Raw genomic sequence first — 24398 nt, 5'->3', positions numbered from 1 at the left:
CGGCGCCCTTTTCCTTCAGGCGCACCGCTTCCTCGATCGCGATCTCGTCGAAGGGGTTCATGCTCATCTTGACGTTGGCGATGTCAACGCCCGTGCCGTCGGCCTTGACGCGCACCTTGACGTTGTAGTCCACCACGCGCTTGACGGGGACGAGGATCTTCATGTCTGACTCCTGCTGTAAATGATCGACAGGAATTCTATTCCAGCTTGCCCGGACTTCAGACCACGCCCGGCGGACGTCCCGGCGTGGCGACAGTCGGCTGATTGCCGGTCACATGCAGCACCCGCTGCGGGTAGGGAATATCGATGCCCTGCGCGCGGAAAGTGGTCAGGATGGCTCGGTTGATGTCGGATTTCAGGCCCAGCGTGCCGACTTCCGGATCGGCGATCCAGTAGCTCAGCGTGAATTCGAGGCCATCGGCGCCAAAGGCCGACAGCGCGGCCATCGGCGCCGGATCGGCCAGCACGCGCGGCTGGGCGCGCGCCGCCTCGGTCAGCAGGCTGGCCACCCGATCGACGTCGCTTTCGTAGGCCACGTTGACCAGGGTCGATTGCGAGACCCGCGGATCGGCCAGCGACAGGTTCTCGACCCGGCTCGTGATCAGGATCTCGTTGGGGACGATGGCCTCGCGCCCGGCAATCGAGCGGATCACGGTGAAGCGGGCCTTGATGTCGGTGATGCGGCCCTCGAAATTGTCGACCCGCACCATGTCGCCGATGCGCATGCTGCGCTCGGTCAGGATCACGAAGCCGCTGACGTAGTTGGCCGCGAGCTTTTGCAGGCCGAAACCGATGCCGACGCCGATGGCGCCACCCAGCACCGACAGCGCCGACAGGTCGATGCCGACCGAGGTCAGCGCGGCGATCAGGCCGACGAACATCAGCAGCGCGCGGGTCGCGTTGCTGGCGGCCTTGCGCAAGGACAGCTCGCTGCCGGTGGCCGCCCGCAGCAGCCGCGACTCGATCGCCGACGAGATCCACAGCGTCACCAGCAGCACCGCGCAGGCCGTCAGCGCGCCTTCGATCAGGGTACGGACCGAGAGCTTGCTGCCGCCGATCTTCCAGCTGATCTGGTCGAGCTCGTTGAGCAGCACGGGCAGCAGGCCGCTGACCCACAGCACCATGGTGAGCCAGGCGACCCAGGAGATGGTGCGCTCGATCGGGCGCAGCCAGGCGGCCTGCCGGAAGGCGACCTGCAGCACCTTGACGCCGACGCGGATCACGACCAGCGCCAACAGCACCGGAATCGCGATGCGCAACAGATGGACCGGATGACTGGCGGACCAGAGCGTGCGCGCGGCGAATCCCAGGCCCAGCAGCAGGGTCGGAAACAGCACGCCATCGACCAAGCCGCTGCCGAACCAGATCGAATGGCTTTCGTCGGGCGAGAAGACGCGGCGCAGCAGCGCGACCAGGCCCCAGGCCAGCAGCCCGCAAGTGGCCAGGATGGCGAGCTCAAGCAGTGCCTCCGGCTGACCGAAGGAGGTCAGCCAGAGCGAGAAATCGTTGATGGGGATGGGAGTGGGAGTGGCGGTCACTGGGGGCGGCGGCGTTGCAACAAAACCGCTAGCTTGCCACAGATTCAAGGCGTTCCCGGCGCCCCCATCGGTCTCAGACGTCGGCCAGCACGCGCAGATGCGCCTCCACGCTGCGCGCGAGCGAGCTCAGGTCGTAGCCCCCCTCCAGGCAGCTCACGATGCGGCCCTGGGCGTGGCGCTTGGCGACGGCCTTGAGCTGCTTCGTGATCCAGGCGAAGTCCTGCTCGACCAGGCCGAGCTGACCCATGTCGTCCTCGCGGTGGGCGTCGAAGCCGGCGCTGATGAAGATCATCTGCGGCTGGTGCTGCTCCAGGCGCGGCAGCCAGCTGGCCTCGATCAGCTCGCGGACTTCCAGGCCCTTGGTGTAGGCCGGCACCGGCAGGTTGAGCAGGTTGGGCGCGTCGGACAGCGCGCCGCCTTCCGGGTAGAAGGGGTGCTGGTAGAAGCTGCACATGAGGATGCGGTCATCGCCAGCGACGATGTTCTCGGTGCCGTTGCCATGGTGGACGTCGAAGTCCACGATCGCCACCCGTTCCAGCCCGTGACGCTCCAGCGCGTACTTGGCGGCGATCGCCACGTTGTTGAAGACGCAAAAGCCCATGGCCTTGTCGCGGCAGGCGTGGTGGCCGGGCGGACGCACCGCGCAAAAGGCGTTCTCGATCTCGCCGGCGATCACCGCGTCGGTGGCGCAGATCGCGGCGCCGGCCGACATCAGCGCGGCGTCATAGCTGAACTCGTTGAGCGCGGTGTCGGCATCGACGTGGTAATGGGTGGGACCGCCGGCCACGATGTCTTCCTTGAGGAAGTCGCACAGACCGCGCATGGCGGCGATGTGCATGCGGCCGTGCGCCAGCTCGATCTCGGCCACCGAGGCCGGGGTCGGGTCGCGGTGATCGAGCGCATCGAACACCCCGGTGACCAGCAGCCGGTCCTCTATGGCCCCCAGCCGTTCCGGGCATTCCGGGTGGCCCGGCCCCATTTCGTGTTTGCGGAACAATCGGTGAGTGTAATAACCTGTCGCATTCATGATTGGCGTTTTCCGTTAAGGTCGAGTCGATGCAGTCAACTCAAACCCAAATCTCCTCGTTATTTGACCAGCTTAACACGGTCATGGCTGGCAAAAGCTTACAAGTGCGGGATTGTGTGATCTGCCTGCTGGCGGGCGGCCATCTGCTGATCGAGGACATGCCGGGCGTGGGCAAGACCACGCTGGCGCAGGCGCTGGCGCGCAGCTTCGGACTGGCGTTCTCGCGCGTGCAGTTCACCTCCGACCTGATGCCGAGCGACCTGACGGGCGTCTCGGTGTTTCAGCGCGAGCAGCAGGCCTTCGTCTTCCACCCCGGACCGCTGTTCACCCAGGTGCTGCTGGCCGACGAGATCAACCGCGCCAGCCCCCGGACCCAGAGCGCGCTGCTCGAAGCGATGGAGGAGCAGCAGGTCTCGGTCGAGGGCGAGACCCGGCCGCTGCCACGCCCCTTCTTCGTGATCGCGACGCAGAACCCGCACGACCAGGTCGGCACCCATCCGCTGCCCGAGTCGCAGCTCGACCGCTTCCTGATGCGCATCAGCCTGGGCTATCCGGACCGCGCGGCCGAGCGCAGCCTGCTGCGGGGACAGGACCGGCGCGGGCTGCTGCAGGGACTGCCCGCGCGGCTCGACGCCGCCGAGTTCGCGCGCCTGCGGTCGGAGGTGCTAGCGGTCCAGGCCGGCGACGCCGTGCTCGACTACCTGCAGGATCTGGTCGAGGCGACCCGCAGCGGGCGCTGGTTCGCGCAGGGCCTGAGCCCGCGCGCCGCGCTGGCGGTGCTGCGCGCGGCCAAGGCGCACGCGCTGGTCGAGGGCCGGCGTTACCTGGCACCCGACGACATCGCGGCCATCCTGCCGCAGACCGCCGCGCACCGGCTCACGCCACTGTCGTCATCCGGCCGCGACCCGGTCGAACAGGTGCAGGCGCTGCTGGCGGCCACCCCGTTGCGCTGAGGCACAGCAAATGTCCGCCAGCGTCGCACACACCAGACCCGCCCCCCACAGTGAAAGGCGCGCCCGCCTGCGCTGGCCAGCCAGGTGGCGGGACTGGTGGCTGCGCCGCTTGCCCGCGACCGACCAGCTCGAACTGACGCAACGCAATGTCTACATCCTGCCCACGCGCGCCGGACTGCTGCTGGCGCTGACGCTGCTCGTGCTGCTGATCGGCAGCATCAACTACCAGCTCAACCTGGGCTATCTGCTGACCTTCCTGATCGCTGGCAGCGCGCTGGCGGCGCTGCACCTCACGCACGGCAACCTCAACGGCCTGCGGCTGCAACTGCAGCCGGGCGAGCCGGTCTTCGCCGGCCAGGCCGCCACGGTCAGCATCACGCTGCACAACCCGACACGGCGCGAGCGCTGGGCGATCGCGCTGGACTGGCTGGCGCCGGGCACGACTGATTGCGCCAGCGATTCACCTGGGCATTGGGCCGACCTGCCCGGGCCAGGCCAGGTCGCGCTGCGGCTGCGCTGCGTCATGCCACGGCGCGGACGCCACGCCTTGGCGCCACTGCAGGCGCAGACCCGCTTTCCGCTGGGCACCTTCCGCGCCTGGTGCTGGTGGCGGCCGGCCGCGCTGCAGCTGGTCTACCCCGCGCCCGAGAGCCCGGCGCCGCCCTTGCCAGCCCCAACCGGGGAGGAGGAAGGTCTGGCCACCCAGGCCACCAGCGGCTCCAGCGACGAGTGGGAAGGCCTGCGCCCCTGGCGCCGTGGCGACCCGCTGCGCTGGGTGGCCTGGAAGAAGGTGGCCCGCCAGGCGGAGAGCGGCCGCGATGACTGGGTCAGCCGCGATTTCGCCCAGCCGAGCGGGCGCCGGTGCTGGCTCGAACCGGCCCGCACCGGCCTGTCCGATCCGGAGCAGCGCCTGAGCCGGCTCTGCGCCTGGGTGCTGGCCGCCGAGGCGCAAGGGCTGGACTACGGCCTGCGCCTGGGCGCGCTGGAGATCGCGCCCGGCCACGGCACGGCACAGCAGCAGCGCTGCCTGGAGGCGCTCGCGCTGTGCTGAACGCCCGCAGCCTGGCCACCCTGCCGCGCGAGACGCGCGACACACTGTTCCTGCTGGCCGTGATCGCCTGGGTGCTGCTGATGCAGGCTGGCCACCTGCCGCTCTGGTGCACGGCGCTTGCGCTGACGATGCTGCTGGGGCGCGGCTGGCTGGCGCTGACGCAACGCGCGCTGCCGCCACTGGCCTGGCGCGTCGCGCTGCTGGCGCTGGCCGTGGCCGCGACCTGGCTGGACTACCGGACCCTGCTCGGGCAGCAGGCCGGCGTCGCGCTGGTCGCGCTGCTGCTGGCGCTCAAGACGCTGGAGCTGCGCGCGCGCCGCGACGCCTTCGTCGTCTTCTTCCTCGGCTTCTTCGCCCTGCTGACGCTGTTCTTTCACTCGCAGTCGCTGCCGACCGCGCTGGGCATCCTGCTCGCGCTGCTCGGGCTGCTGACGGCACTGGTCAACGCCAACCTGCCGCTCGGACGCCCGCCCCTGCTGCTGTCGGCGCGGCTGGCGGGTCGCATGATGCTGCTCGGCACGCCGCTGATGCTGGTGCTGTTCCTGCTGTTCCCGCGGCTGGCGCCGCTGTGGGGACTGCCCGCCGACGCGCTGGGCGGACGCAGCGGCCTGTCGGACCGGATGCAGGTCGGTCAGGTCGCGCAACTGGCGCTGGACCCCAGCGTCGCCTTGCGCATCCGCTTCGACGGCCAGCCGCCGACGCAGGATGCGCTCTACTTCCGCGGCCCGGTACTGAGCCGCTTCGACGGCATCGAATGGCGGCCGGCACCAACCCTGCCCGACGCGGCGCGGGCCGCGCTGCGGGTCGCGGGCGAGCCGGTACGCTACCAGGTCACGCTGGAACCCAGCCGCCGGCCCTGGCTGTTCGTGCTCGAAGCGACGCCACAGGCGCCGCTGGTCCCTGGACACCGGCCCTACATGAGCGCCGACCTGCAGTGGCTCACGCGCCAGCCACTGACCGAGCTGGTGCGCTACGAGGCGCAGAGCTACACCAGTTTCCGCCACGGCCCCGAGCGCGCCAACGGCGCGTTGCAGGAACAGGTCGAACTGCCCGCCGGCTACAACCCGCGCACCCTGGCACTGGCGCGACAACTGCGCAGCGAGCTGGAGCGGTCGCTGCCAGCGGGGCAGGATCCCGGCGCGGCGTTGATAGAGCGGGGGCTCGATCGCCTGCGGCGCGGCGGCTACCGCTACACGCTGGAGCCGGGTGGCTACGGTCGCGACAGCGCGGATGAGTTCTGGTTCGATCGCCGCGCCGGCTTTTGCGAGCATATCGCTGCCAGCTTCGTGATCCTGCTGCGCGCGGCGGGCGTGCCGGCGCGCGTCGTCACGGGCTACCAGGGCGGTGAGCGCAACCCGGTCGACGGCCTCTGGAGCGTGCGCCAGAGCGACGCCCATGCCTGGGCCGAGGTCTGGCTGCCCGGCCAGGGCTGGACCCGGGTCGATCCGACCGCCGCGGTGCAGCCCGACCGGATCGGCACGCTGCAACGCCTGCGGCCCGCACCCGGCCTGCTGGCCGACGCCATGATCCGGGTCAGCCCGACGCTGGTGGCGCAATGGGGTCAGGCCTGGGAGGCGCTCAACCACCGCTGGAACCAGTGGGTGCTCGACTACAGCCAGACCCGCCAGCTCGACCTGCTCAGGCGGCTGGGCTTTGCCGCCCCCGATTCGGCCGACCTGGTGCGGCTGCTGGCCGGCCTGCTCGGCCTGCTGGGCCTGGCCGGCGCCGCCTGGGCGCTGCGGCAGGGACACAGGCGCGACCCCTGGCTGAGGCTGCTGCAGCGCGCGCGGCAACGACTGCTGCGCGCCGGCTACCCGGTGGCGCCGCAGGCCACGCCGCGCCAGCTCGCTGGGCTGCTGGAGGTCGATGCGGCCGCCGCCGGGCGCTGGCCAGCGCTGCGGGACTGGCTGCTCGCGCTCGAACGCCAGCGCTACGACCCGTCCAGCCGCCACTCGCTGGCCGAGCTGCGGCGCCAGGCGGACAAACTGGACTGGCCGCCACCCTTGCGCGCGACCAGCCGTCCCGTGCCACCTTCTGTATTACGCTAGAGGTTTTTCACGCTCGTCCGCCATGCCCGACACCTTCCTGCCCACCGACCCGGCGTCCAGCCGTAACGCCTTGCACCTGCGGGCCAGAGCCGGGCGCAAGGCCCTGTGGCTGGCCGCGCTGGGGCTGATCCTGGCGGGCACGAGCGCCACCGCCGCCACCACAATAGCGAACGACCAGAGCCCGGCACCGGCCCGCCCGGGCCAAGCCGAAACCAGTCAACCCAGCCAGCGCACGCAGGCCAGGAAACAGCCCCAGGGTGGCCGCTACGCCGGCAAGCCCGCGGCGGAAGAACTTGCGCGCGAGATCGCGCAGCGCAATGACTGGGATGTCGAATGGGTACGACACTGGATCGGGCAATCGCAGCAGCTGCCCAGCGTGATCCGGCTGGTCACGCCAGCGCCAGCCGCCGCCAAGAACTGGGCCACCTATCGGGCACGCCTCATCGAGCCGACCCGCATCGAGGCGGGCAAACGCTTCTGGCAGACGCAACGCGCGGCACTCGAACGCGCCGAGGCGAGCTACGGCGTGCCGGCCTGGCTGGTGGTCGGCGTCATCGGCGTGGAGACCCTCTACGGCCGCCACACCGGCAACTACCGGGTGCTCGACGCACTCGCGACGCTGAGCCTGGATTTCCCCAGCAGCCACCCACGCGCGGCCGAGCGCCAGGCCTACTTTCGCGGCGAGCTCGAAACCCTGCTGCGGCTCTCGCGCGATCAGGGGCTGGATCCCGACAGCTGGCGCGGCAGCTACGCCGGCGCCATGGGCCTGCCGCAGTTCATGCCCAGCAGCTGGGCCAGGCACGCGGTCGACTTCGACGGCGACGGCCGCATCGACCTGCGCACCAACGCGGCCGACGCGATCGGTTCGGTGGCGCATTACCTGCGGCAGCATGGCTGGCAAAGCGGCATGCCCACCCACTACCCGGTCAAGGTGGAGGCGAGCGACGCGGAGCTGGCCACCCTGCTCGCGCCCGACATCAAGCCCAGCTTCGACGCGGCCCGCTTCCAGGCGCTGGGCGCCCGGCTGGCGGGCCAGGCGCTGCAGCACGCCGGACCGCTGGCCCTGGTCGAGCTGAAGAACGGCGACCCGCTGCAAGGCGGCGCCGCGCCCAGCTTCGTGGCCGGGACCGGGAACTTCTACGTCGTCACGCGCTACAACTGGAGCAGCTACTACGCGCTGGCCGTGATCGAGCTGGGCCAGGCGGTGCAGGCCGCGCTGGCCGAACCGAACGCCGCGCGCTGATCCGACAAAGGGACTCAGACCGACGCGGGCACCAGGAAGTCGCGGCTGATGCGCCCGCCGAGCTCGTTGACGCGGTCGAGGAACTGCGTCAGGTAGGCGTGCAGGCCGGTCTCCATGATCTCGTCGAGGCTGCCGTACCGCAGGTCGGACAGCATCTTGCCGGCGCGGCGCTCGGTCTCGCCCGAGACCGAGTTGCTGACCCGGCCCAGGTTGGTCACCACGCCCTGCAGGCTCGCGTGCAGGCTGCGCGGCATGTCGGCGCGCAGGATCAGCAGCTCGGCCACGCGCTCAGGGGTGATCACGTCGCGGTAGACCTTGCGGTAGACCTCGAACGCCGAGACGCTGCGCAGGATCGCGCTCCAGTGGTAGAAATCGTACTCCTGGTCCTGCTCGGAGGCGGCGCCGTAGAAGTCGCTCTCGACCGCGTGGAACTTGACATCGAGCAGCCGCGCCGTGTTGTCGGCCCGCTCCAGGAAAGTGCCCATGCGGTAGAAGTAGAAGGCCTCGTCGCGCAGCATGGTGCCGATCGCGACCCCGCGCGAGAGATGCGAGCGGTGCTTGACCCAGTCGAAGAACTTGGCCGGGTCGCGCTCGAAGTCCTTGCCCTTGAGCAGCTGGAGCAGCTTGAGCCAGGTGTGGTTGATCGTTTCCCAGACCTCGGTCGGCAGCGCGCCGCGCACGGCGCGCGCGTTCTCGCGCGCGGCCTTGAGGCAGGACAGGATGCTCGACGGATTGGACTCGTCGCGCACCATGAAGTCCAGCACATCCTTGCTGTTGACCTCGCCGTGCAGGAACTCGTAGGCAGGCATCAGCTCGCTGATGCGCAGCAGCCCCTCCCAGCCCAGCTTGGCCACCGCGGCCGACTGTGGCAGCAGCGCGGTCTGGTAGTTGACGTCCAGCATGCGGGCGGTGTTTTCGGCGCGCTCGGTGTAGCGCGACATCCAGAACAAATGGTCGGCGGTTCTCGACAGCATGATCAGTCTTTCCTCAGTCTTCCAGTACCCAGGTGTCCTTGGTGCCGCCGCCTTGCGACGAGTTCACCACCAGCGAGCCCTCCTTCAGCGCGACGCGGGTCAGGCCACCCGGCACCGTCTGCACCCCCTTCTGCCCCGACAGCACGAAGGGGCGCAGGTCGATGTGGCGTGGCGCGATGCCGCGCTCGACATAGGTCGGGCAACTCGACAGGCTCAGCGTGGGCTGGGCGATATAGCCCTCGGGCTTGGCGATCACGGCGCGGCGGAACTCCTCGATCTCGGCCTGGGTGGAGGCCGGCCCCACCAGCATGCCGTAGCCGCCGGCGCCATGCACCTCCTTGACCACCAGGTCCTTGAGGTTGGCCAGGATGTACTTGAGCTCATCGGGCTTGCGGCCCAGATAGGTCGGCACGTTCTTCAGGATCGGTTTCTCGCCGAGGTAGAACTCGATCATCCGCGGCACATAGGGGTAGATTGACTTGTCGTCCGCCACGCCGGTGCCGATCGCGTTGCACAGCGTTACGTTGCCCTTGCGGTAGACGTCGAGCAGGCCGGCGCAGCCCAGGGTCGAGCTGGAGCGGAAGGCCAGCGGATCGAGGAAGTCGTCGTCGACGCGGCGGTAGATCACGTCCACGCGCTTGGGGCCTCGGGTGGTGCGCATCCAGACAAAGCCGTCCTTGACGAACAGGTCCTGGCCCTCGACCAGCTCGACGCCCATCTGCTGCGCCAGGAAGGCGTGCTCGAAATAGGCGCTGTTGTACATGCCCGGGGTCAGCACCACCACGGTCGGATTGACCGTGTGCGCGGGGCTGACCGAGCGCAGCGTATCGAGCAGCAGATCGGGGTAATGCGCGACCGGCGCGACCCGGTTCTGGCTGAACAGCTCGGGAAAGAGCCGCATCATCATCTTGCGGTCTTCCAGCATGTAGCTCACGCCGCTGGGCACGCGCAGGTTGTCCTCCAGCACGTAGTACTCGGCCTCGCCCTGACCGCCCGGCACCGGCGCGCGCACGATGTCGATGCCCGAGATATGCGAGTAGATGCCGCCCGGGACATCGACGCCGACCATCTCGGGGCGGAACTGCGCGTTGCCCTCGATCTGCTCGCGCGGCACGATGCCGGCTTGCAGGATCTCCTGCTCGTGGTAGATGTCGTGCAGGAAGCGGTTCAGCGCCGTGACGCGCTGCTCCAGGCCCTTTTCCATCGAGCGCCATTCGGCTGCCGGAATCACGCGCGGGATCAGGTCGAACGGGATCAGGCGCTCGGTGCCCGCGCCGTCCTCGTCCTTGGCGCCGTAGACCGCGAAGGTGATGCCGACGCGGCGGAAGATCAGCTCGGCTTCCTCGCGCCGAGCCCGCATCACATCGTCAGGCTGCTCGGCGAGCCAGCGCGCGTATTGGAGGTAATGCCCGCGGACCTGATCGGGTGCGGCATACATTTCGTCGAATTGGTGTCGGCTCATGGGAGGCTCGCGTTTATGTTGGCAGTTTCATGTTAGCAAGTAACGGGCCAGTCCCTGAGCCACGTTCACAGGATCCTTGATCAGGATCAATTGCCAGCCCGGGCCCCAGCCTGCCAGTAGCGCGGGCGCGCATGGCGCCAGCACTGGATGTCGGCCGGCTGCGCGCTGCGCCAGCTGGCCGCGCCACAGGCCGGGCTGTCGGTCCAGGGAATGCCGCGCGCCCGGTAGCGCCGCAGCACCTCGGGCGCGGGGTGCTGGAAGCGGTTCAGATGACCCGACTGGATCACGACCCGGCCCGGGCGCAGCCCGTCGAGCCAGGCCTCGCTCGACGAGGTCGAACTGCCGTGGTGTGGCGCGAGCAGCAGGTCGGCGCGCAAGCCGGGCTGGTCGCGCAGCAGTCGCGCTTCCTCGCGTGCCGTGATGTCACCCGTCAGCAGCGCCACCCGGCCATCGGCACTGGTGACCCGCAGCACGCAGGACAGCGCGTTGTCAGTCAGCCCCGCCGCATGGTCCTCGGCGCGCGGGTGCAGCCACTCGAAATTCACGCCATCCCAGGACCATTGCTGCCCCGCCTCGCAGGTGCGCGCCAGGCGGCCCGCGTCGCGCCGCGTGTCATAGGAGGCCCAGAGCTCGGCGCGCGGGTGCTGGCGCAGCAGCTCGGGCAGGCCGCCGACATGGTCGAGGTCGTCATGGCTGGCGACCAGCGCATCAAGCCGGTCGCCGCCGGCGCGCAGCAGCGGCAGCAGCACCCGCCGCGCCGCGCTGGCCGTCCCCTGCCCCGGTCCGGTGTCATGCACCAGGGTGTGGCGCGCCGTGCGCACCACGATGGCGCTGCCCTGCCCGATATCGGGCGCCATCAGCTCGAACTGCCCGGCCTGCGGTCGCGCGGGCGCCCAGGCCAGCAAGGGCCAGGCCAGCAACAGACCCCAGGCGCGGGACCGCCCGGGCAGGCGCAGCACCAGCAGCACGCCGCCGGCCAGCGCGAACAGCGCCAGCGCTGGCGGCAACTCGGGACGCTCGAACGCGGCCCAGGGCAGCCGGGACAGCCACTCCAGGCCGGCATTCATGGCCTGCACGCCCCAGGCCGCCAGCCGCCACAGTGGCGACCAGAGCAGGCCCAGCATGGCCAGCGGCGTGATCACGGCGGTGACCCAGGGCACGGCGACCAGATTGGCCAACAGGCCCACGAGCGAGAACTGGCCGAAGCACCACAGCGTCAGCGGCGCCAGCGCCACGCTCACGATGGCCTGGGTACGCAGCAGTCCGACCAACCAGGCGCGCGCGCCGCCCGGCTCGACCTGACCCAGCCAGGACGAGGCCAGCAGCACGCCGACCGCGACGAAGCTGAGCCAGAAGCCCGCCTGCAGCAGCGCCCAGGGGTCGAGCAGCAGCACCGCGACCATGACGGCCAGCAGCAGCACCGGCCAGGGCCAGCGCAGGCCGTTCAGGCGCAGCCAGGTCAGACAGGCGAGCATCAGCAAGGTGCGCTGGGCCGGCACCCCCCAGCCGGCGAACAGCGCATAGGCAAAGGCCAGCGCCAGGCCGCCGATGGCCGCCGCGCTGCCAGCTGGCAGCCACAGCAGCAGGCCGGGCCAGATCCGGGCCAGCGCGCGCCAGAGCCGACCGACCAGGACCGAAGCGAACAGCGCGAACATCGTCACATGCAGCCCCGAGATGCTGACCAGATGCGCGACCCCGGTCAGGCGAAACACCTCCCAGTCGGCGCTGTCGATGGAGGCCTGGTCGCCCACCACCAGCGCGGCCAGCACGCCAGCGGCACGGGCGTCCGGCACCGCGCCCTGGATGGCGGCGCGCACCGCGTGGCGTGCCCGTGCCACCGGCACCCTGACCCGCCCCGGCAACAGCTGGGGCGCCGGCTGCCCTCGCCCCAGACGCACCGATCCGGTCGCCCCAAGGCCTTGCTCCCACAGCCAGAGCTCCAGATCGAAACCCTGCGGATTGGCCAGGCCGTGCGGGCGCTGCAGACGCGCGACCAGCTCCCAACGCTGCCCGGGCAGAACGGCCGGCAACTCAGCGGCAGCGGATAGGTCAGCCTTGGATTCGGCGGGCCGGCTCCACCAGCCCAGCTGGACATGCCTGGGGATCGCGACCGGCTGGCCGTTCCAGCGCGCCGACTCGACCTCGAACTCGAACTGCACGCCCTTGTCCCCCGGGCGCGGCAAACCCGCGACATGGCCGACCAGCAGCAGGTCCTGTCCCTCCAGCGCGGCCGGCAGGATCTGCCCCAGGCGGTCGAGCGCGCGCAGCCCGGTCGAGCCGGCCATCAGCGCGGTGGCCGCCAGTGTCGCCAGCAGCAGGCGCCGGCGAGTCCCCCGACCGCCACCCCAGGCCGCCAGCACCAGCAGCAGCCCAAGAAAAATCAGGCCCTGGTAGGCGCGCGGCGCCCAGAGCCCGGCCTGCAACAGCTGCAAGGCAACGCCCGCGACCGCGCCCAGCAAGACGATGATCATGGGCCAATCAATCCTTGATGGAAATCAAGCGCCTTGTCATGGAAACTGGCGCGTTACTTGCTAGGATGCAAAGAACAAGGTTCAAGCGATCGATAAGGTCCATAGTCCTCCCTGTCCACCATCCCAGAAAGTCACCGATGGCGATCCATGTTGCCCTGAATCACGTCACCCATTACCGCTACGACCGCCTGGTCAATCTGGGACCCCAGGTCGTGCGCCTGCGCCCGGCGCCGCACAGTCGCACCAAGGTTCTGTCGTATTCGCAGACGATAGAGCCGGCCGGGCATTTCATCAACTGGCAGCAGGACCCGTTCGCGAACTACCAGGCCCGGCTGGTGTTCCCGCAGCCGACGCGCGAGTTCAAGGTCACGGTCGACCTGGTGGTCGAGATGGCGGTGCACAACCCGTTCGACTTCTTCCTCGAACCCAGCGCCGAGAACTTCCCGTTCGGCTATGCCCCCGAACTCGAAGCCGAGCTCGCGCCCTACCGCATCAAGTCCGAGCTGACGCCGCTGCTGGCGGCCTACCTGAAACAGGTGGACCTGAAGGAGCAGCGCACGATCGACTTCCTGGTCGGCATCAACCAGAAGCTGCAGCAGGACATCTCGTACACCATCCGGATGGAGCCAGGCGTGCAGACGCCCGAGGACACGCTGAAAAAGCGCAGCGGCTCCTGCCGCGACACCGGCTGGCTGCTGGTGCAGCTGCTGCGCCAGCTGGGCCTGGCGGCGCGCTTCGTCTCGGGCTACCTGATCCAGCTCACCCCCGATGTCAAGGCCGTCGATGGCCCGAGCGGCACCGAGGTCGACTTCACCGACCTGCACGCCTGGTGCGAGGTCTTCCTGCCGGGCGCGGGCTGGATCGGACTCGACCCGACCTCGGGCCTGCTGGCCGGCGAAGGCCATATCCCGCTGGCCTGCACGCCCCAGCCTTCCAGCGCCGCGCCGATCGATGGCGCGCTCGACGAGTGCGAAGTCTCGTTCGAGCACCAGATGCAGATCACGCGCATCCATGAGTCGCCGCGCGTGACCCGACCCTACAGCGACGAGCAGTGGCAGGCCATCCTGGCGCTGGGCGAGCAGGTCGACCAGGACCTGGTCGCGGGCGACGTGCGCCTGACCATGGGCGGCGAGCCGACCTATGTCGCGACGCGCGACCGTGACGCGGCCGAATGGAACACCGACGCGCTCGGCCCCACCAAGCGCGACTACGCCACCGAGCTGCTCGGTCGCCTGCGCGAGCAGTACGGCGCGGGCGGCTTCGTGCACCTGGGCCAGGGCAAGTGGTACCCGGGCGAGCAGCTGCCGCGCTGGGCCTTGTCGCTCCACTGGCGCGCCGACGGCGAGCCGATCTGGCACGACCCGTCGCTGTTCGCCGACGAGCGCGACCCGGCCCGCTATACGGCCGAGGACGCGCGGCGCTTCACCCAGGCGCTGGCGCGCAAGCTCGGACTGGCCGCCGACTTCATCACGCCAGGCTACGAGGACAGCTGGTACTACCTGTGGCGCGAGCGCAAGCTGCCGATCAACGTCGACCCGTTCGACTCCAGGCTCGGCGACGAGCTCGAGCGCGCCCGCCTGCGCCGCGTCTTCAGCCAGGGGCTGGAAGCGGCGGTGGGCTATGTGCTGCCGCTGCAGGCCAGGCATGATGTCGAGCCGAGCGGTCCGCGCTGGGGCAGCGGCCCCTGGTTCCTGCGCGACGAGCGCATGTACCTGATCCCGGGCGACTCGCCGATGGGCTACCGGCTGCCGCTGGACTCGCTGCCCTGGATCGCGGCGCGCGACTACCCGCATCACATCGAGCAGGACCCGAGCGTGCCGCGCGACGCCCTGCCGGCCGGCGCGACCTTCCTGCACCAGTACGCCCCGCACCAGGTCGGCGGCGGCTTTGCCGAAGGTGGCACGGTCGCGATGCAAAACCGCGAATACGGCTGGCACGAGGCTGGCGCCGGCAAGGGCACCAGCACGGATCAGGCCAGCGGTCTGACGCCGGCCGACGCGACCCGCTTGCCAACCCGCCACGAATCGGCGCGCTGGCTCACGCGCACCGCGCTGTGCGTCGAGGCGCGCGACCCGCAGCGCGCCAACGGCCCCAAGGCCGAGGTCAGCAACGGCGGCGCCAGCTGCCAGCTCTACGTCTTCATGCCGCCGCTGCAGCGCCTGGAGGACTACCTCGACCTGCTCGCCGCGCTCGAAGCCACGGCCGCCGAGCTCCAGGTCAAGATCGTGCTCGAAGGCTACCCGCCGCCGCGCGACCCGCGCCTCAAGCTGCTGCAAGTCACCCCCGACCCGGGCGTGATCGAGGTCAACATCCACCCGGCCAGCAGCTTCCCCGAGCTGGTCGAGCGCACCGAGTTCCTCTACGAGGCCGCGCACCAGACCCACCTCTGTGCCGAGAAGTTCATGACCGATGGCCGCCACACCGGCACCGGCGGCGGCAACCATTTCGTGATGGGCGGCGCGACGCCCTCGGACTCGCCCTTCCTGCGCAAGCCCGAGCTGCTGGCCAGCCTGCTGGCCTACTGGCACAACCACCCCTCCTTGAGCTACCTGTTCAGCGGCATGTTCATCGGGCCGACCAGCCAGGCGCCGCGGGTCGACGAGGCGCGCAACGACCAGCTCTACGAGCTGGAGATCGCGCTGGAACAGATCGCGCGCAACCGCGAACTGCACGGTGAATCGATGCCGCCCTGGCTGGTCGACCGCACGCTGCGCAACATCCTGATCGACATCACCGGCAACACGCATCGCAGCGAGTTCAGCATCGACAAGCTGTATTCGCCCGACAGCAGCACGGGCCGGCTCGGCCTGCTGGAGCTGCGCGCTTTCGAGATGCCGCCACACGCCCGCATGAGCATCGCCCAGCAGCTGCTGCTGCGCGCGCTGGTGGCCCGCTTCTGGCAGCAGCCCCAGGTAGGCCAGCTGGCACGCTGGGGCACCGAGCTGCACGACCGCTTCCTGCTGCCGACCTTCGTGCGGATGGACTTCGACGACGTACTCGACGATCTGGCCGCCTTCGGCTACCGCTTCGACCGGGCCTGGTTCGCGCCGCATTTCGAGTTCCGCTTCCCGCTGGTGGGCCAGCTGGCCACGCGCGGCATCGAGCTGACCTTGCGCAACGCACTCGAACCCTGGCATGTGATGGGCGAGGAAAGCACCGCGGGCGGCACGGCACGCTATGTGGATTCGTCGCTGGAGCGCATCGAGGTGCGCGTGCGCGGCTGGAACGACAGCCGTTATTGTCTGACCGTCAACGGCCGCGCGCTGCCGCTGCACAACACCGGCACCGTGGGCGACTACGTGGCCGGCGTGCGCTACAAGGCCTGGAATCCGCCGTCGAGCCTGCATCCGACCATCGGCGTGCACGCGCCGCTGGTGTTCGACATCGTCGACAGCTGGATGCAGCGCTCGCTGGGCGGCTGCCAGTACCATGTCACGCACCCGGGCGGGCGCAACTACGACAGTTTCCCGGTCAACTCCTACGAGGCCGAGAGCCGCCGGCTGGCGCGCTTCTTCCAGCTGGGGCACACGCCGGGCCGGATGCAGGTGGAGCCGGCAACGCCGAGCCGCGAGTTCCCGTTCACGCTCGACCTGAGGCGCTGAAAGCGCGAGCGACCGGCGGGCGCCAGGGGGCGAAGCAGGCATACTTGCCACTGTCCCAGCTGCCTGCGCGCCCTCCGATCTTGAACGACACCCTCCAGCCCAAGCCTGAACCCGCCATCGCCTGTCCGCAGGCGCTGGCGCTCGCGCGTCCGGTCTCCGCCGGCCACCACGACGAACTGCGCGGCGGCCTGGCCGGCGCGGACCTGCCAGACCAGCTGGCGCCAGACTGGGCCGAGTTCTTCTCCCATCTCGACAGCGAGGGGCTGGCCGAACTGGACCGGCGCGAGCAGAGCGTGGCGCGCCAGTTGCGCGACAACGGCGTGACCTACAACGTCTATGCCGACCAAGACAGCCTGCAGCGCCCCTGGTCGGTCGACCTGTTTCCGCTGATCATCCCGGCGACCGAATGGGCCGGGATCGAGGCTGGCGTGCTGCAGCGCACAAGACTGCTCAACGCCATCCTGGCCGATCTCTACGGCCCGCAGCGGCTGCTGCGGGAGGGCCTGCTGCCACCAGCCCTGGTGCAGGGACACCCGGGTTACCTGCGCGCCATGCATGGGGTGCGACCGCCTGGCGACACCTGGCTGCATGTGGTCGCGGTCGACCTGGCCCATGGTCCCGACGGCCGCTGGCGGGTGGTCTCGCACCGCACCCAGGCCCCCTCCGGCCTGGGCTACCTGCTGGAAAACCGCATCGCGATTGGCCGCCAGTTCCCGAACGCCTTCAACGCGATGAAGGCGCAGCGTCTGGGCGCGAGCTACCAGGCGCTGATGCAGGGGCTGCGCGCGCTGAGCCCCAAGGGCGCCGACGCGCGCATCGCCCTGCTGACGCCCGGCCCCTACAACGAGACCTATTTCGAGCATGCCTACCTGGCGCGCTACCTGGGCCTGCCGCTGGTCGAGGGCAATGACCTGACCGTGCGCGACCAGCGCGTCTACCTCAAGACCCTGCACGGGCTGGAGCCGATCGACGTGCTGATCAAGCGCCTGGGCGACGAGTGGCTGGACCCGCTCGAGCTGCGCTCGGAATCGGCGCTGGGCGTGCCAGGCCTGATGCAGGCGGTGCGTGCCGGCCATGTCCTGCTGGCCAACGCACCGGGATCGGCGCCACTGGAATCGACCGCGCTGCAGGGTTTCCTGCCCGCGATCAGCCGGCGCCTGCTGGGCGAGGAACTCAGCCTGCCCTCGCTGCCCACCTGGTGGTGCGGCGAGGCCGCCAGCCTGGCGGACGGCCTGCACCGGCTCGAACGCAGCGTGGTCAAGCGCACCTACCCCAGGGCCAGCAACGAGACCGAGATCGGCCCCCTGCTGAGCCCGAAGGAAATGGCCCGATTGCGCGAGCGCATCCGCGACCAGCCCGACCAGTACACGCTGCAGTCCTACCTGCCGCTGTCGCAGCAGCCGACCTGGCGCGAGGGCGAGATCGTGCCGCGCGCGGCCATGCTGCGCGTGTTCGCGCTCTGCGACGGGCCGCGATCCTGGCGCGTGCTGCCCGGCGGACTGGTGCGCATGGCGCCACCCGGACAGGCGATCGCCTCGATGCAAAGCGGCGGCAGCAGCGCCGACTGCTGGGTCCGGACCGAGGGCGAGATCGACCGCACCAGCCTGCTGTCCGACGCACACAACGCGCGCGCGCACGCCCAGCAAAAACGCATCGTCTCCAGCCGTTCGGCCGAGAACCTGTTCTGGCTCGGGCGCTACACCGAGCGCGCCGACAACAGCCTGCGGCTGGCCAGGCTGACGCTGCGCCTGCTGCAGGGCGAACAACTCAACAGCGCCAACCTGCTGAACTGGCTCGGCATGGCCGCGCGCCACCAGGGCCTGCTGCCCTGGGGCACGACAAAAACCGCACCGTCCCCACGCGACTTCGAGCGCGCGCTGATCAGACAGCTCGGCGCGGAATCGGGTACCAGCAGCGTGGGCTACAACCTGCGCGCCCTGCGCCTGGCCGCCGGCCAGGTACGCGAGCGCCTGTCGCTGGACCTGCGGGCACTGACCGAGCGCGTCGACGCGCAGTTCACGGCACGCCAGGCCATCCTCTGCGCCGATGCCGATTCCGCGCCACAGGACGCGCTCGACGCGCTCAACGAGGCCAGCGGGCTGCTGACGGCCATCACCGGCGAGCAGACCGACCGCATGGTGCGCGACGACGGCTGGCGCATGCTCAGCATCGGCCGCCATATCGAGCGCCTGCACACGCTGGCGGGCGCGCTGGCATTGGCGATGGACAGCGGCTGCCTGCGCCATGACGACGGTTTCGAGGCGGTGCTGGCGCTGTTCGACAGCACGATCACCTTCCACTTCCAGTACCAGCAGCGGCGCGACCGGATCGCCTTGCTCGACGTGCTGATCGTCAACCGCGACAACCCGCGCTCGCTGGGCTGGGTGCTCTCGTCGCTGCGCTCGCGCCTGTCCAAGCTGCCGCGCGCCAAGGAGGACGGGATCAAGCTCAAGCACCTGCTGCCCAATCCCGACGACTGGACGCTGGATTCGCTGATGGACCCGCCCCTGCTGCCGCTGATGCGCCAGATCGAATCCGCCATGCTGGCGCTGTCCGACCAGCTCGCGCAGCGCTACTTCAGCCACGCCGACCGCGTCAACACCAGCCTGATGACCTGACCTGACCCGATCTGAGCGGCAAGCCTCGGGGTTCAGCCCGAGGTTCGAGCGATCAGGCCGGCACGGCCCGTGGTCCGCTGCGCGGTCATGTGCTCTATGATATTCGGCGTGAACACGACCAAGACCCTCCAGCTGCGCATCAAGGACAAGCACGCCCGCGTGCTGCGTCAGATGGCGCGCGAGGTCAATCAGGTCTGGAACCACATCAACGCAGTATCGGCCAAGGCCGCTCGCCCTTTCTCGGGCCAACCGCGCTACCTCTCGGGCTACGACCTGCAAAAGCTCACCGCCGGCTTCAGCCAGTGCGAGGACATCTCGGTCGGCAGTGGCACCGTGCAGGTGGTCTGCGCGGAATACGCCACCCGGCGCAGGCAGTTCAAACGCTCACGCCTGAACTGGCGCGTCTCGAATCCGAAATCATCGAAATATTCGCTGGGCTGGATACCGTTCAAGATCGGTCACGCCCGCTACAAGGCCGGTCGGATCCAGTTCGCCGGGCAGTATTTCAGCCTGTGGGACAGCTATGGCCTGGCGGACTACGAACTCCGCAGCGGCTCGTTCAGCGAGGACCGCCGGGGCCGCTGGTACTTGAATGTTGCCGTCGAGATCCCGGAACTCGTTGGCCCGCGCCTCCCCGGCCCGACCGCCTGCGTCGGCATCGATCTGGGGCTCAAGGACTGCGCCACCACCTCGGACGGCCAGCGCCTCGAAGGCCGCTGGTACCGAGCGCATGAGCACAAGCTGGCGACCGCCCAACGGGCGCGCAAGAAACGCCGCGTCAATGCGATCCACGCCAGGATCGCCAACCAGCGCAAGGACGCGCTGCACCAGTTCAGCACCCAACTGGTACAGAACAACGCCGCCCTCTTCGTGGGCGATGTGGCCAGCGCCAAGCTGGTCAAGACAAGAATGGCCAAGTCCACGCTCGACGCGGGCTGGACCATGTTGAAGACGATGTTGGAGTACAAGAGCCATCAGGCCGGCATCGTCTTCGAGGTAGTCAACGAAGCGTATTCGACCCAGACTTGCTCGTGCTGCAGGGTCATCCCTGCCAGCAGTCCAAAAGGTAGAGCCGGTCTTGGAATAAGGGAATGGACTTGCAGCGCCTGCGCCACGGTCCACGACCGGGACGTCAACGCGGCCAGGAACATTCTCGCGGCCGGGCATGGCCGTCTCGTGGGAGGAATCCCCGTCCTTTAAGACGGGGAGGATGTCAAACCATGCTGCTGCGCATCATTCACCACACCCGCTACCGCTATCGGACCCCGGTGCTGCTGGCCCAGCACCTGGCCCATTTGCGCCCGCTCGAACGCCAGGGCCAGCAAGTCATCGAGCACCAGCTGAGCATCAGCCCCGAACCGGCCCAGTGGCTCCAGGGTCTGGACGCCTTCGGCAACTGGCGCTGCTTCTTCGCGCTGCAAAGCGCGCATGACAAGCTGGACGTCAGCGCCGACAGCCTGGTGCGCACCTCGCCGCCCGGCCCGCTGCCGGACTCGCCGGCCTGGGAACAGGTGCGCGACGGTTTCCGCTACCATGCCGGCGCCAGCTACGAGCCGGCCACCGAGTTCACGTTCGCCTCGCCCTATGTCCCGCTCGACGAAGCCTTCGCCGCCTTCGCGCGCCCCGTCTTCACGCCCGAACGTGCGCTGCTCGACGCCTGCGAAGCACTCTGCGGCAAGATCCACCAGGAACTGCAGTACGAGACCGCCAGCACCCAGGTCAACACGCCGGCGCTGCAAGCCCTGGCGCAGGGCAAGGGCGTCTGCCAGGACTTCGCCCACATCATGCTGGGCTGCCTGCGCAGCCTGGGGCTGGCCGCGCGCTATGTCAGCGGCTACCTGCTGACGCAGCCCCCGCCGGGACAGCCGCGTCTGATCGGCGCCGACGCCTCGCACGCCTGGGTCTCGGTCTGGTGCGACGGCGGCTGGCACGACTTCGACCCGACCAACGACCGCTGCGGCAGCCCTTGTCCCGGCGAGGACTATGTCACGCTCACGCTGGGCCGCGACTTCGGCGACATCTCGCCGCTGCGCGGCGTGATCCAGGGCGGCGGCGCGCACAGCCTGCAAGTCGAGGTCACGGTCGCGCCGGCCGAGGAGTATGAGCAGCTGTGCGCGGACAGCTCCAGTCCGCCAGCGGCGACCGATCCCGGCGGCTCGGCCGCTGACTAGAATCAGCTTCGACCATTACCCGTCTTCACCGACAGCCCTTAACGGAGCCCCCATGAGCGTCTACGACCAACTGCAAGCCCTGAACATTACCCTGCCCCCGGTCGCCGTGCCGGCCGCGGCCTATCTGCCTTATGTGCAAAGCGGCAAGCAGGTCTTCCTGAGCGGCCATATCGCCAAGCAGGACGGCAAGCCCTGGGTTGGCCAGCTCGGCCTGACCATGACCACCGAGCAAGGCCGGGCCGCCGCCCGCGCCATCGCCATCGACCTGATGGGCACGCTGGAGCACGCCTGCCGCGCCGCCGGCACCGACCTCGACGGCATCAAGCGCATCGTCAAGGTCATGAGCCTGGTCAACTCGACTTCCACCTTCACCGAGCAGCATCTGGTCACCAACGGCTGCTCGGAACTGCTGGGCGCGGTCTTCGGCGCCGCCGGCACGCACGCGCGCAGCGCCTTCGGCGTGGCACAGATCCCGCTGGGCGCCTGCGTCGAGATCGAGCTGATCGCCGAACTCGCCTGACCCGGCCTGCCCATCGGATTTCAATCACCAATCTGATGCATCGCCGGGGCATTTTCCCCAAAACTGGCACATTTCATGCTTGAGTTTGGTGCAGAGGCTGAGACGGCCTATTTCCAGACAGCAAACCTCCACTTCATTCACCAAAGTCAAGCATGGACGCACTCAAACAGGGCACGGATGCCCTCTTCATACTGCTCGGCGGCATCATGGTGCTGGCCATGCATGCGGGCTTCGCCTTCCTCGAACTCGGCACCGTACGCCACAAGAATCAGGTCAATGCCCTGGTCAAGATCCTGGTCGACTTCTCGGTCTCGACCGTGGTCTACTTCCTGGTCGGCTATGGCGTGGCCTACGGCACGCATTTCCTGATCGGCGCCGAGCAGCTCGCGCAACAGAACGGCTACCAGCTGGTCAAGTTCTTCTTCCTGCTGACCTTCGCCGCCGCGATCCCCGCCATCATCTCGGGCGGCATCGCCGAGCGCGCCAAGTTCTGGCCCCAGTTGCTGGCCACGGCCGTCATCGTCGGCTTCGTCTACCCCTTCTTCGAGGGCATCGCCTGGAACCAGCATTTCGGCGTGCAAGGCTGGATCAAGCAGCTGACCGGCGCCGAATTCCATGACTTCGCCGGCTCGGTGGTGGTGCACGCCGTCGGCGGCTGGATCGCGCTCGGTGCGGTGATCCTGCTGGGTCCGCGCGCCAACCGCTACCGCAAGGATGGCGCCATGAGCGCGCACCCGCCGTCCAACATCCCCTTCCTGGCGCTGGGCGCCTGGATCCTGATCGTCGGCTGGTTCGGCTTCAACGTCATGAGCGCACAGACCATCGACAAGATCTCGGGCCTGGTCGCGGTCAACTCGCTGATGGCCATGGTCGGCGGCACGCTGGCCGCGCTGCTCGCCGGCAGGAACGACCCCGGCTTCGTGCACAACGGCCCGCTGGCCGGACTGGTCGCGGTCTGCGCCGGCTCCGACCTGATGCACCCGATTGGTGCACTGGTGGTCGGCGCCGTCGCCGGTGCCCTGTTCGTCGGCATGTTCACGCTGACACAGAACCGCTGGAAGATCGACGACGTGCTCGGCGTCTGGCCGCTGCACGGCCTGTGCGGCGCCTGGGGCGGCATCGCGGCCGGCATCTTCGGCCTGCAGGCCTTCGGCGGCCTGGGCGGCGTGAGCTTCGGCGCGCAACTCATCGGCACCGCCATGGGCGTGGGCTGGGCGCTGGCCGGCGGCTTCGTCGTCTATGGCACGATCAAGGCCGTCTTCGGCCTGCGCCTGAGCCAGGAGGAGGAATACGAGGGCGCCGACCTCAGCATCCACAAGATCCGCGCCACGCCCGAGCGCGAGGCCAGCTGGTAAGACGCGTTTCCAGCGCGTATCCAAGCCGCCTGCCCAGGCGGCTTTTTCATATCCGGCCAGGCAGCAAGGACAAGCCGCGCTACTGGTCAACCTGCTGGCAGCGGCTGCCTACAATCGTCGCATGACCTCCACCCGCCTGCTCAACCTCCTGCGACCGCTCGCGCTGCTGGCCTGTGCCCTGCCCCTGGCCTGGCTGTTGTGGGCGGGCCTGCACGATCAGCTCGGCAGCAATCCGGTCGAGCACATCGTGACCAGCACCGGCGACTGGTCGCTGCGGCTGCTGCTGGCCACGCTGGCGGTCACGCCGCTGCGCAAGCAGCTGGGCTTGCACGCACTGGCGCGCTGGCGACGCCTCCTGGGCGTCTGGTCCTTCGTCTACGCGCTGCTGCATCTGGCCGCCTATGCCTGGCTCGACCTGGGGCTGAACCTGGCCGAGATCCTGCACGACCTCATGACCCGCCCGCTCATCACGGTCGGCTGGCTGGCGCTGGCCTTCATGCTGCCGCTCGGTGCGACCTCGACCAACGGCGCGATCCGGCGGCTGGGCGCACGGAAATGGCAGCGCCTGCACCGACTGGTCTATCTGGTCGCCATCCTCTCGGTGCTGCATTTCCTGCTGAAGAAAGCCGGCAAGCATGATTTCGCCGAGGTCTGGGTCCATGCTGGCTTGCTGACCGTCCTGCTGGGCTGGCGCATCCACGACAAGTGGAGGAAAGGCGGCTTCGCGGGCTTCTTCTCGGCTGGTCCCCACAGCTGCGGCCATGCCCATGGCCCGAGCACCACGCCCTCCCGACCATCAGATGCGATGGGAGCGCAGATCGCACCGATCACCTTCCACCGCAAGCGGCCCGCCACCGGCAAGGACTCACGCTGAGTCGGTCCAGCCTGGTCACAGCCCAGCCGTTGCAGGCGCTGGATTCAGTCCAAGCCTGGCACCGGCCGGTCGACCGTCACGACCGTCAGCAACGCCGCCACATCGTAGTGGTCTGACTGGCGCTCGGCGCGCAACACCTCGGCCAGGCAATGAACCGGCGATGAGTGGTAGGGCTGCAAGGTGAAAGCGAAGCGCTGCCTGGGCGCGAACGGCTCGATGGTGGAAAACAGGATGCCGTGCGTGCTGAGGTTGCGCGTCATGCCCTGACCGCCGCGAAATTCGAGCGGGCACTCGAAGCGGTGGCGCTTCGTGGCACGACGGTCAGGATCTGGCGATATAGACATGGGCGGCCTCTCTGCAGGCGAATCGGCTGACCGTTCTGTCACAGTGCGTGAGCAGGTATGAGCATGAAAGAGCAGAATTGAGCAGGTTTTACGGTAACTGAATGAAACCCAGTGACTTGGAGCTCACTGGCGGCAGCCGGCATGAAG

General features: G+C 69.0%; 17 protein-coding genes and 1 pseudogene. 11 read left to right on the top strand and 7 right to left on the bottom strand.

The genetic code is table 11. From position 1 onward, the window contains the following. The 3 genes and pseudogenes from PHR85_RS12190 to PHR85_RS12180 all read right to left on the bottom strand — a co-directional run. Positions 1–163 (bottom strand): annotated as a pseudogene (locus PHR85_RS12190) (electron transfer flavoprotein subunit beta/FixA family protein); the annotation flags it as partial. 55 nt (positions 164–218) lie between these two features. Beyond that, positions 219–1538: a mechanosensitive ion channel domain-containing protein gene (locus PHR85_RS12185; protein ID WP_300054642.1), complete on the bottom strand. Its 1320-nt coding sequence runs from the start codon at positions 1536–1538 to the stop codon at positions 219–221. 73 nt (positions 1539–1611) lie between these two features. Beyond that, positions 1612–2565, bottom strand: a complete 954-nt coding sequence (locus PHR85_RS12180; protein WP_300054640.1) for a histone deacetylase family protein — start codon at positions 2563–2565, stop codon at positions 1612–1614. 29 nt (positions 2566–2594) lie between these two features. Here PHR85_RS12180 and PHR85_RS12175 point away from each other — a divergent pair, with 29 nt between their 5' ends. The 4 genes from PHR85_RS12175 to mltB are packed head-to-tail and all read left to right on the top strand — an operon-like array spanning position 2595 to position 7860. Then, entirely contained in the window at positions 2595–3518 is a 924-nt protein-coding gene (locus PHR85_RS12175) for an AAA family ATPase (RefSeq protein ID WP_300054638.1), read from the top strand. A 10-nt stretch (positions 3519–3528) separates the two neighbouring features. After that, the gene (locus tag PHR85_RS12170) at positions 3529–4569 is read left to right on the top strand and encodes a DUF58 domain-containing protein (protein WP_300054637.1); all 1041 of its coding nucleotides are present in this window, start codon (positions 3529–3531) and stop codon (positions 4567–4569) included. After that, entirely contained in the window at positions 4563–6617 is a 2055-nt protein-coding gene (locus PHR85_RS12165; RefSeq protein ID WP_300054635.1) for a DUF3488 and transglutaminase-like domain-containing protein, read from the top strand. The genes PHR85_RS12170 and PHR85_RS12165 overlap by 7 nt, the downstream gene beginning before the upstream one ends. Positions 6618–6639: 22 nt before the next feature. Continuing rightward, the gene (gene mltB / locus PHR85_RS12160) at positions 6640–7860 is read left to right on the top strand and encodes a lytic murein transglycosylase B (RefSeq protein ID WP_300054633.1); all 1221 of its coding nucleotides are present in this window, start codon (positions 6640–6642) and stop codon (positions 7858–7860) included. 14 nt (positions 7861–7874) lie between these two features. Here mltB and PHR85_RS12155 read toward each other — a convergent pair whose 3' ends face one another. From PHR85_RS12155 to PHR85_RS12145, 3 genes are all read right to left on the bottom strand, one after another. Beyond that, positions 7875–8834 carry an alpha-E domain-containing protein gene (locus PHR85_RS12155; RefSeq protein WP_300054631.1) on the bottom strand — a complete coding sequence of 320 codons (960 nt, stop codon included), beginning with the start codon at positions 8832–8834 and terminating at the stop codon, positions 7875–7877. Between the two features lie 13 nt (positions 8835–8847). Beyond that, entirely contained in the window at positions 8848–10296 is a 1449-nt protein-coding gene (locus PHR85_RS12150; protein WP_300054630.1) for a circularly permuted type 2 ATP-grasp protein, read from the bottom strand. Positions 10297–10382: 86 nt separating this feature from the next. Beyond that, on the bottom strand, positions 10383–12767 hold the full coding sequence (locus PHR85_RS12145; protein ID WP_300054629.1) for a DNA internalization-related competence protein ComEC/Rec2: 2385 nt from the start codon (positions 12765–12767) through the stop codon (positions 10383–10385). Positions 12768–12904: 137 nt separating this feature from the next. Here PHR85_RS12145 and PHR85_RS12140 point away from each other — a divergent pair, with 137 nt between their 5' ends. The 7 genes from PHR85_RS12140 (at position 12905) to PHR85_RS12110 (ending at position 23907) form a co-directional block, all read left to right on the top strand. Continuing rightward, positions 12905–16369: a DUF2126 domain-containing protein gene (locus tag PHR85_RS12140; RefSeq protein ID WP_300054628.1), complete on the top strand. Its 3465-nt coding sequence runs from the start codon at positions 12905–12907 to the stop codon at positions 16367–16369. A gap of 80 nt (positions 16370–16449) precedes the next feature. Further along, the gene (locus tag PHR85_RS12135) at positions 16450–18987 is read left to right on the top strand and encodes a circularly permuted type 2 ATP-grasp protein (RefSeq protein WP_300054627.1); all 2538 of its coding nucleotides are present in this window, start codon (positions 16450–16452) and stop codon (positions 18985–18987) included. 108 nt (positions 18988–19095) lie between these two features. Further along, positions 19096–20187: a transposase gene (locus tag PHR85_RS12130; RefSeq protein WP_300054625.1), complete on the top strand. Its 1092-nt coding sequence runs from the start codon at positions 19096–19098 to the stop codon at positions 20185–20187. Positions 20188–20207: 20 nt separating this feature from the next. Then, entirely contained in the window at positions 20208–21158 is a 951-nt protein-coding gene (locus tag PHR85_RS12125) for a transglutaminase family protein (RefSeq protein WP_300054623.1), read from the top strand. Between the two features lie 52 nt (positions 21159–21210). Next, positions 21211–21678, top strand: a complete 468-nt coding sequence (locus tag PHR85_RS12120) for a RidA family protein (protein WP_300054621.1) — start codon at positions 21211–21213, stop codon at positions 21676–21678. Positions 21679–21830: 152 nt separating this feature from the next. Further along, positions 21831–23033 carry an ammonium transporter gene (locus tag PHR85_RS12115; RefSeq protein ID WP_300054620.1) on the top strand — a complete coding sequence of 401 codons (1203 nt, stop codon included), beginning with the start codon at positions 21831–21833 and terminating at the stop codon, positions 23031–23033. 121 nt (positions 23034–23154) lie between these two features. Continuing rightward, complete coding sequence (locus PHR85_RS12110) at positions 23155–23907, top strand: sulfite oxidase heme-binding subunit YedZ (protein WP_300054619.1); 753 nt, start codon at positions 23155–23157, stop codon at positions 23905–23907. A 44-nt stretch (positions 23908–23951) separates the two neighbouring features. Here the strand turns inward: PHR85_RS12110 and PHR85_RS12105 are convergent, their stop codons facing one another. Continuing rightward, positions 23952–24251, bottom strand: a complete 300-nt coding sequence (locus PHR85_RS12105) for a PilZ domain-containing protein (RefSeq protein ID WP_300054618.1) — start codon at positions 24249–24251, stop codon at positions 23952–23954. Positions 24252–24398 lie beyond the last annotated feature (147 nt).

Origin of the sequence: Malikia sp., assembly GCF_028687635.1 — a bacterium.
In the GTDB taxonomy this organism is placed as follows: Bacteria; Pseudomonadota; Gammaproteobacteria; order Burkholderiales; family Burkholderiaceae_C; genus Malikia.
This window is presented reverse-complemented; position numbering and strand designations above follow the sequence as displayed.

What these genes read in the sequence shown, in the direction of transcription:
- PHR85_RS12180 (WP_300054640.1), bottom strand. Translation starts at nt 2,565, where the DNA reads ATGAATGCGACAGGTTATTACACTCACCGATTGTTCCGCAAACACGAA.
- PHR85_RS12175 (WP_300054638.1), top strand. Translation starts at nt 2,595, where the DNA reads ATGCAGTCAACTCAAACCCAAATCTCCTCGTTATTTGACCAGCTTAAC.
- PHR85_RS12170 (WP_300054637.1), top strand. Translation starts at nt 3,529, where the DNA reads ATGTCCGCCAGCGTCGCACACACCAGACCCGCCCCCCACAGTGAAAGG.
- mltB (WP_300054633.1), top strand. Translation starts at nt 6,640, where the DNA reads ATGCCCGACACCTTCCTGCCCACCGACCCGGCGTCCAGCCGTAACGCC.
- PHR85_RS12155 (WP_300054631.1), bottom strand. Translation starts at nt 8,834, where the DNA reads ATGCTGTCGAGAACCGCCGACCATTTGTTCTGGATGTCGCGCTACACC.
- PHR85_RS12150 (WP_300054630.1), bottom strand. Translation starts at nt 10,296, where the DNA reads ATGAGCCGACACCAATTCGACGAAATGTATGCCGCACCCGATCAGGTC.
- PHR85_RS12145 (WP_300054629.1), bottom strand. Translation starts at nt 12,767, where the DNA reads ATGATCATCGTCTTGCTGGGCGCGGTCGCGGGCGTTGCCTTGCAGCTG.
- PHR85_RS12140 (WP_300054628.1), top strand. Translation starts at nt 12,905, where the DNA reads ATGGCGATCCATGTTGCCCTGAATCACGTCACCCATTACCGCTACGAC.
- PHR85_RS12125 (WP_300054623.1), top strand. Translation starts at nt 20,208, where the DNA reads ATGCTGCTGCGCATCATTCACCACACCCGCTACCGCTATCGGACCCCG.
- PHR85_RS12120 (WP_300054621.1), top strand. Translation starts at nt 21,211, where the DNA reads ATGAGCGTCTACGACCAACTGCAAGCCCTGAACATTACCCTGCCCCCG.
- PHR85_RS12115 (WP_300054620.1), top strand. Translation starts at nt 21,831, where the DNA reads ATGGACGCACTCAAACAGGGCACGGATGCCCTCTTCATACTGCTCGGC.
- PHR85_RS12110 (WP_300054619.1), top strand. Translation starts at nt 23,155, where the DNA reads ATGACCTCCACCCGCCTGCTCAACCTCCTGCGACCGCTCGCGCTGCTG.
- PHR85_RS12105 (WP_300054618.1), bottom strand. Translation starts at nt 24,251, where the DNA reads ATGTCTATATCGCCAGATCCTGACCGTCGTGCCACGAAGCGCCACCGC.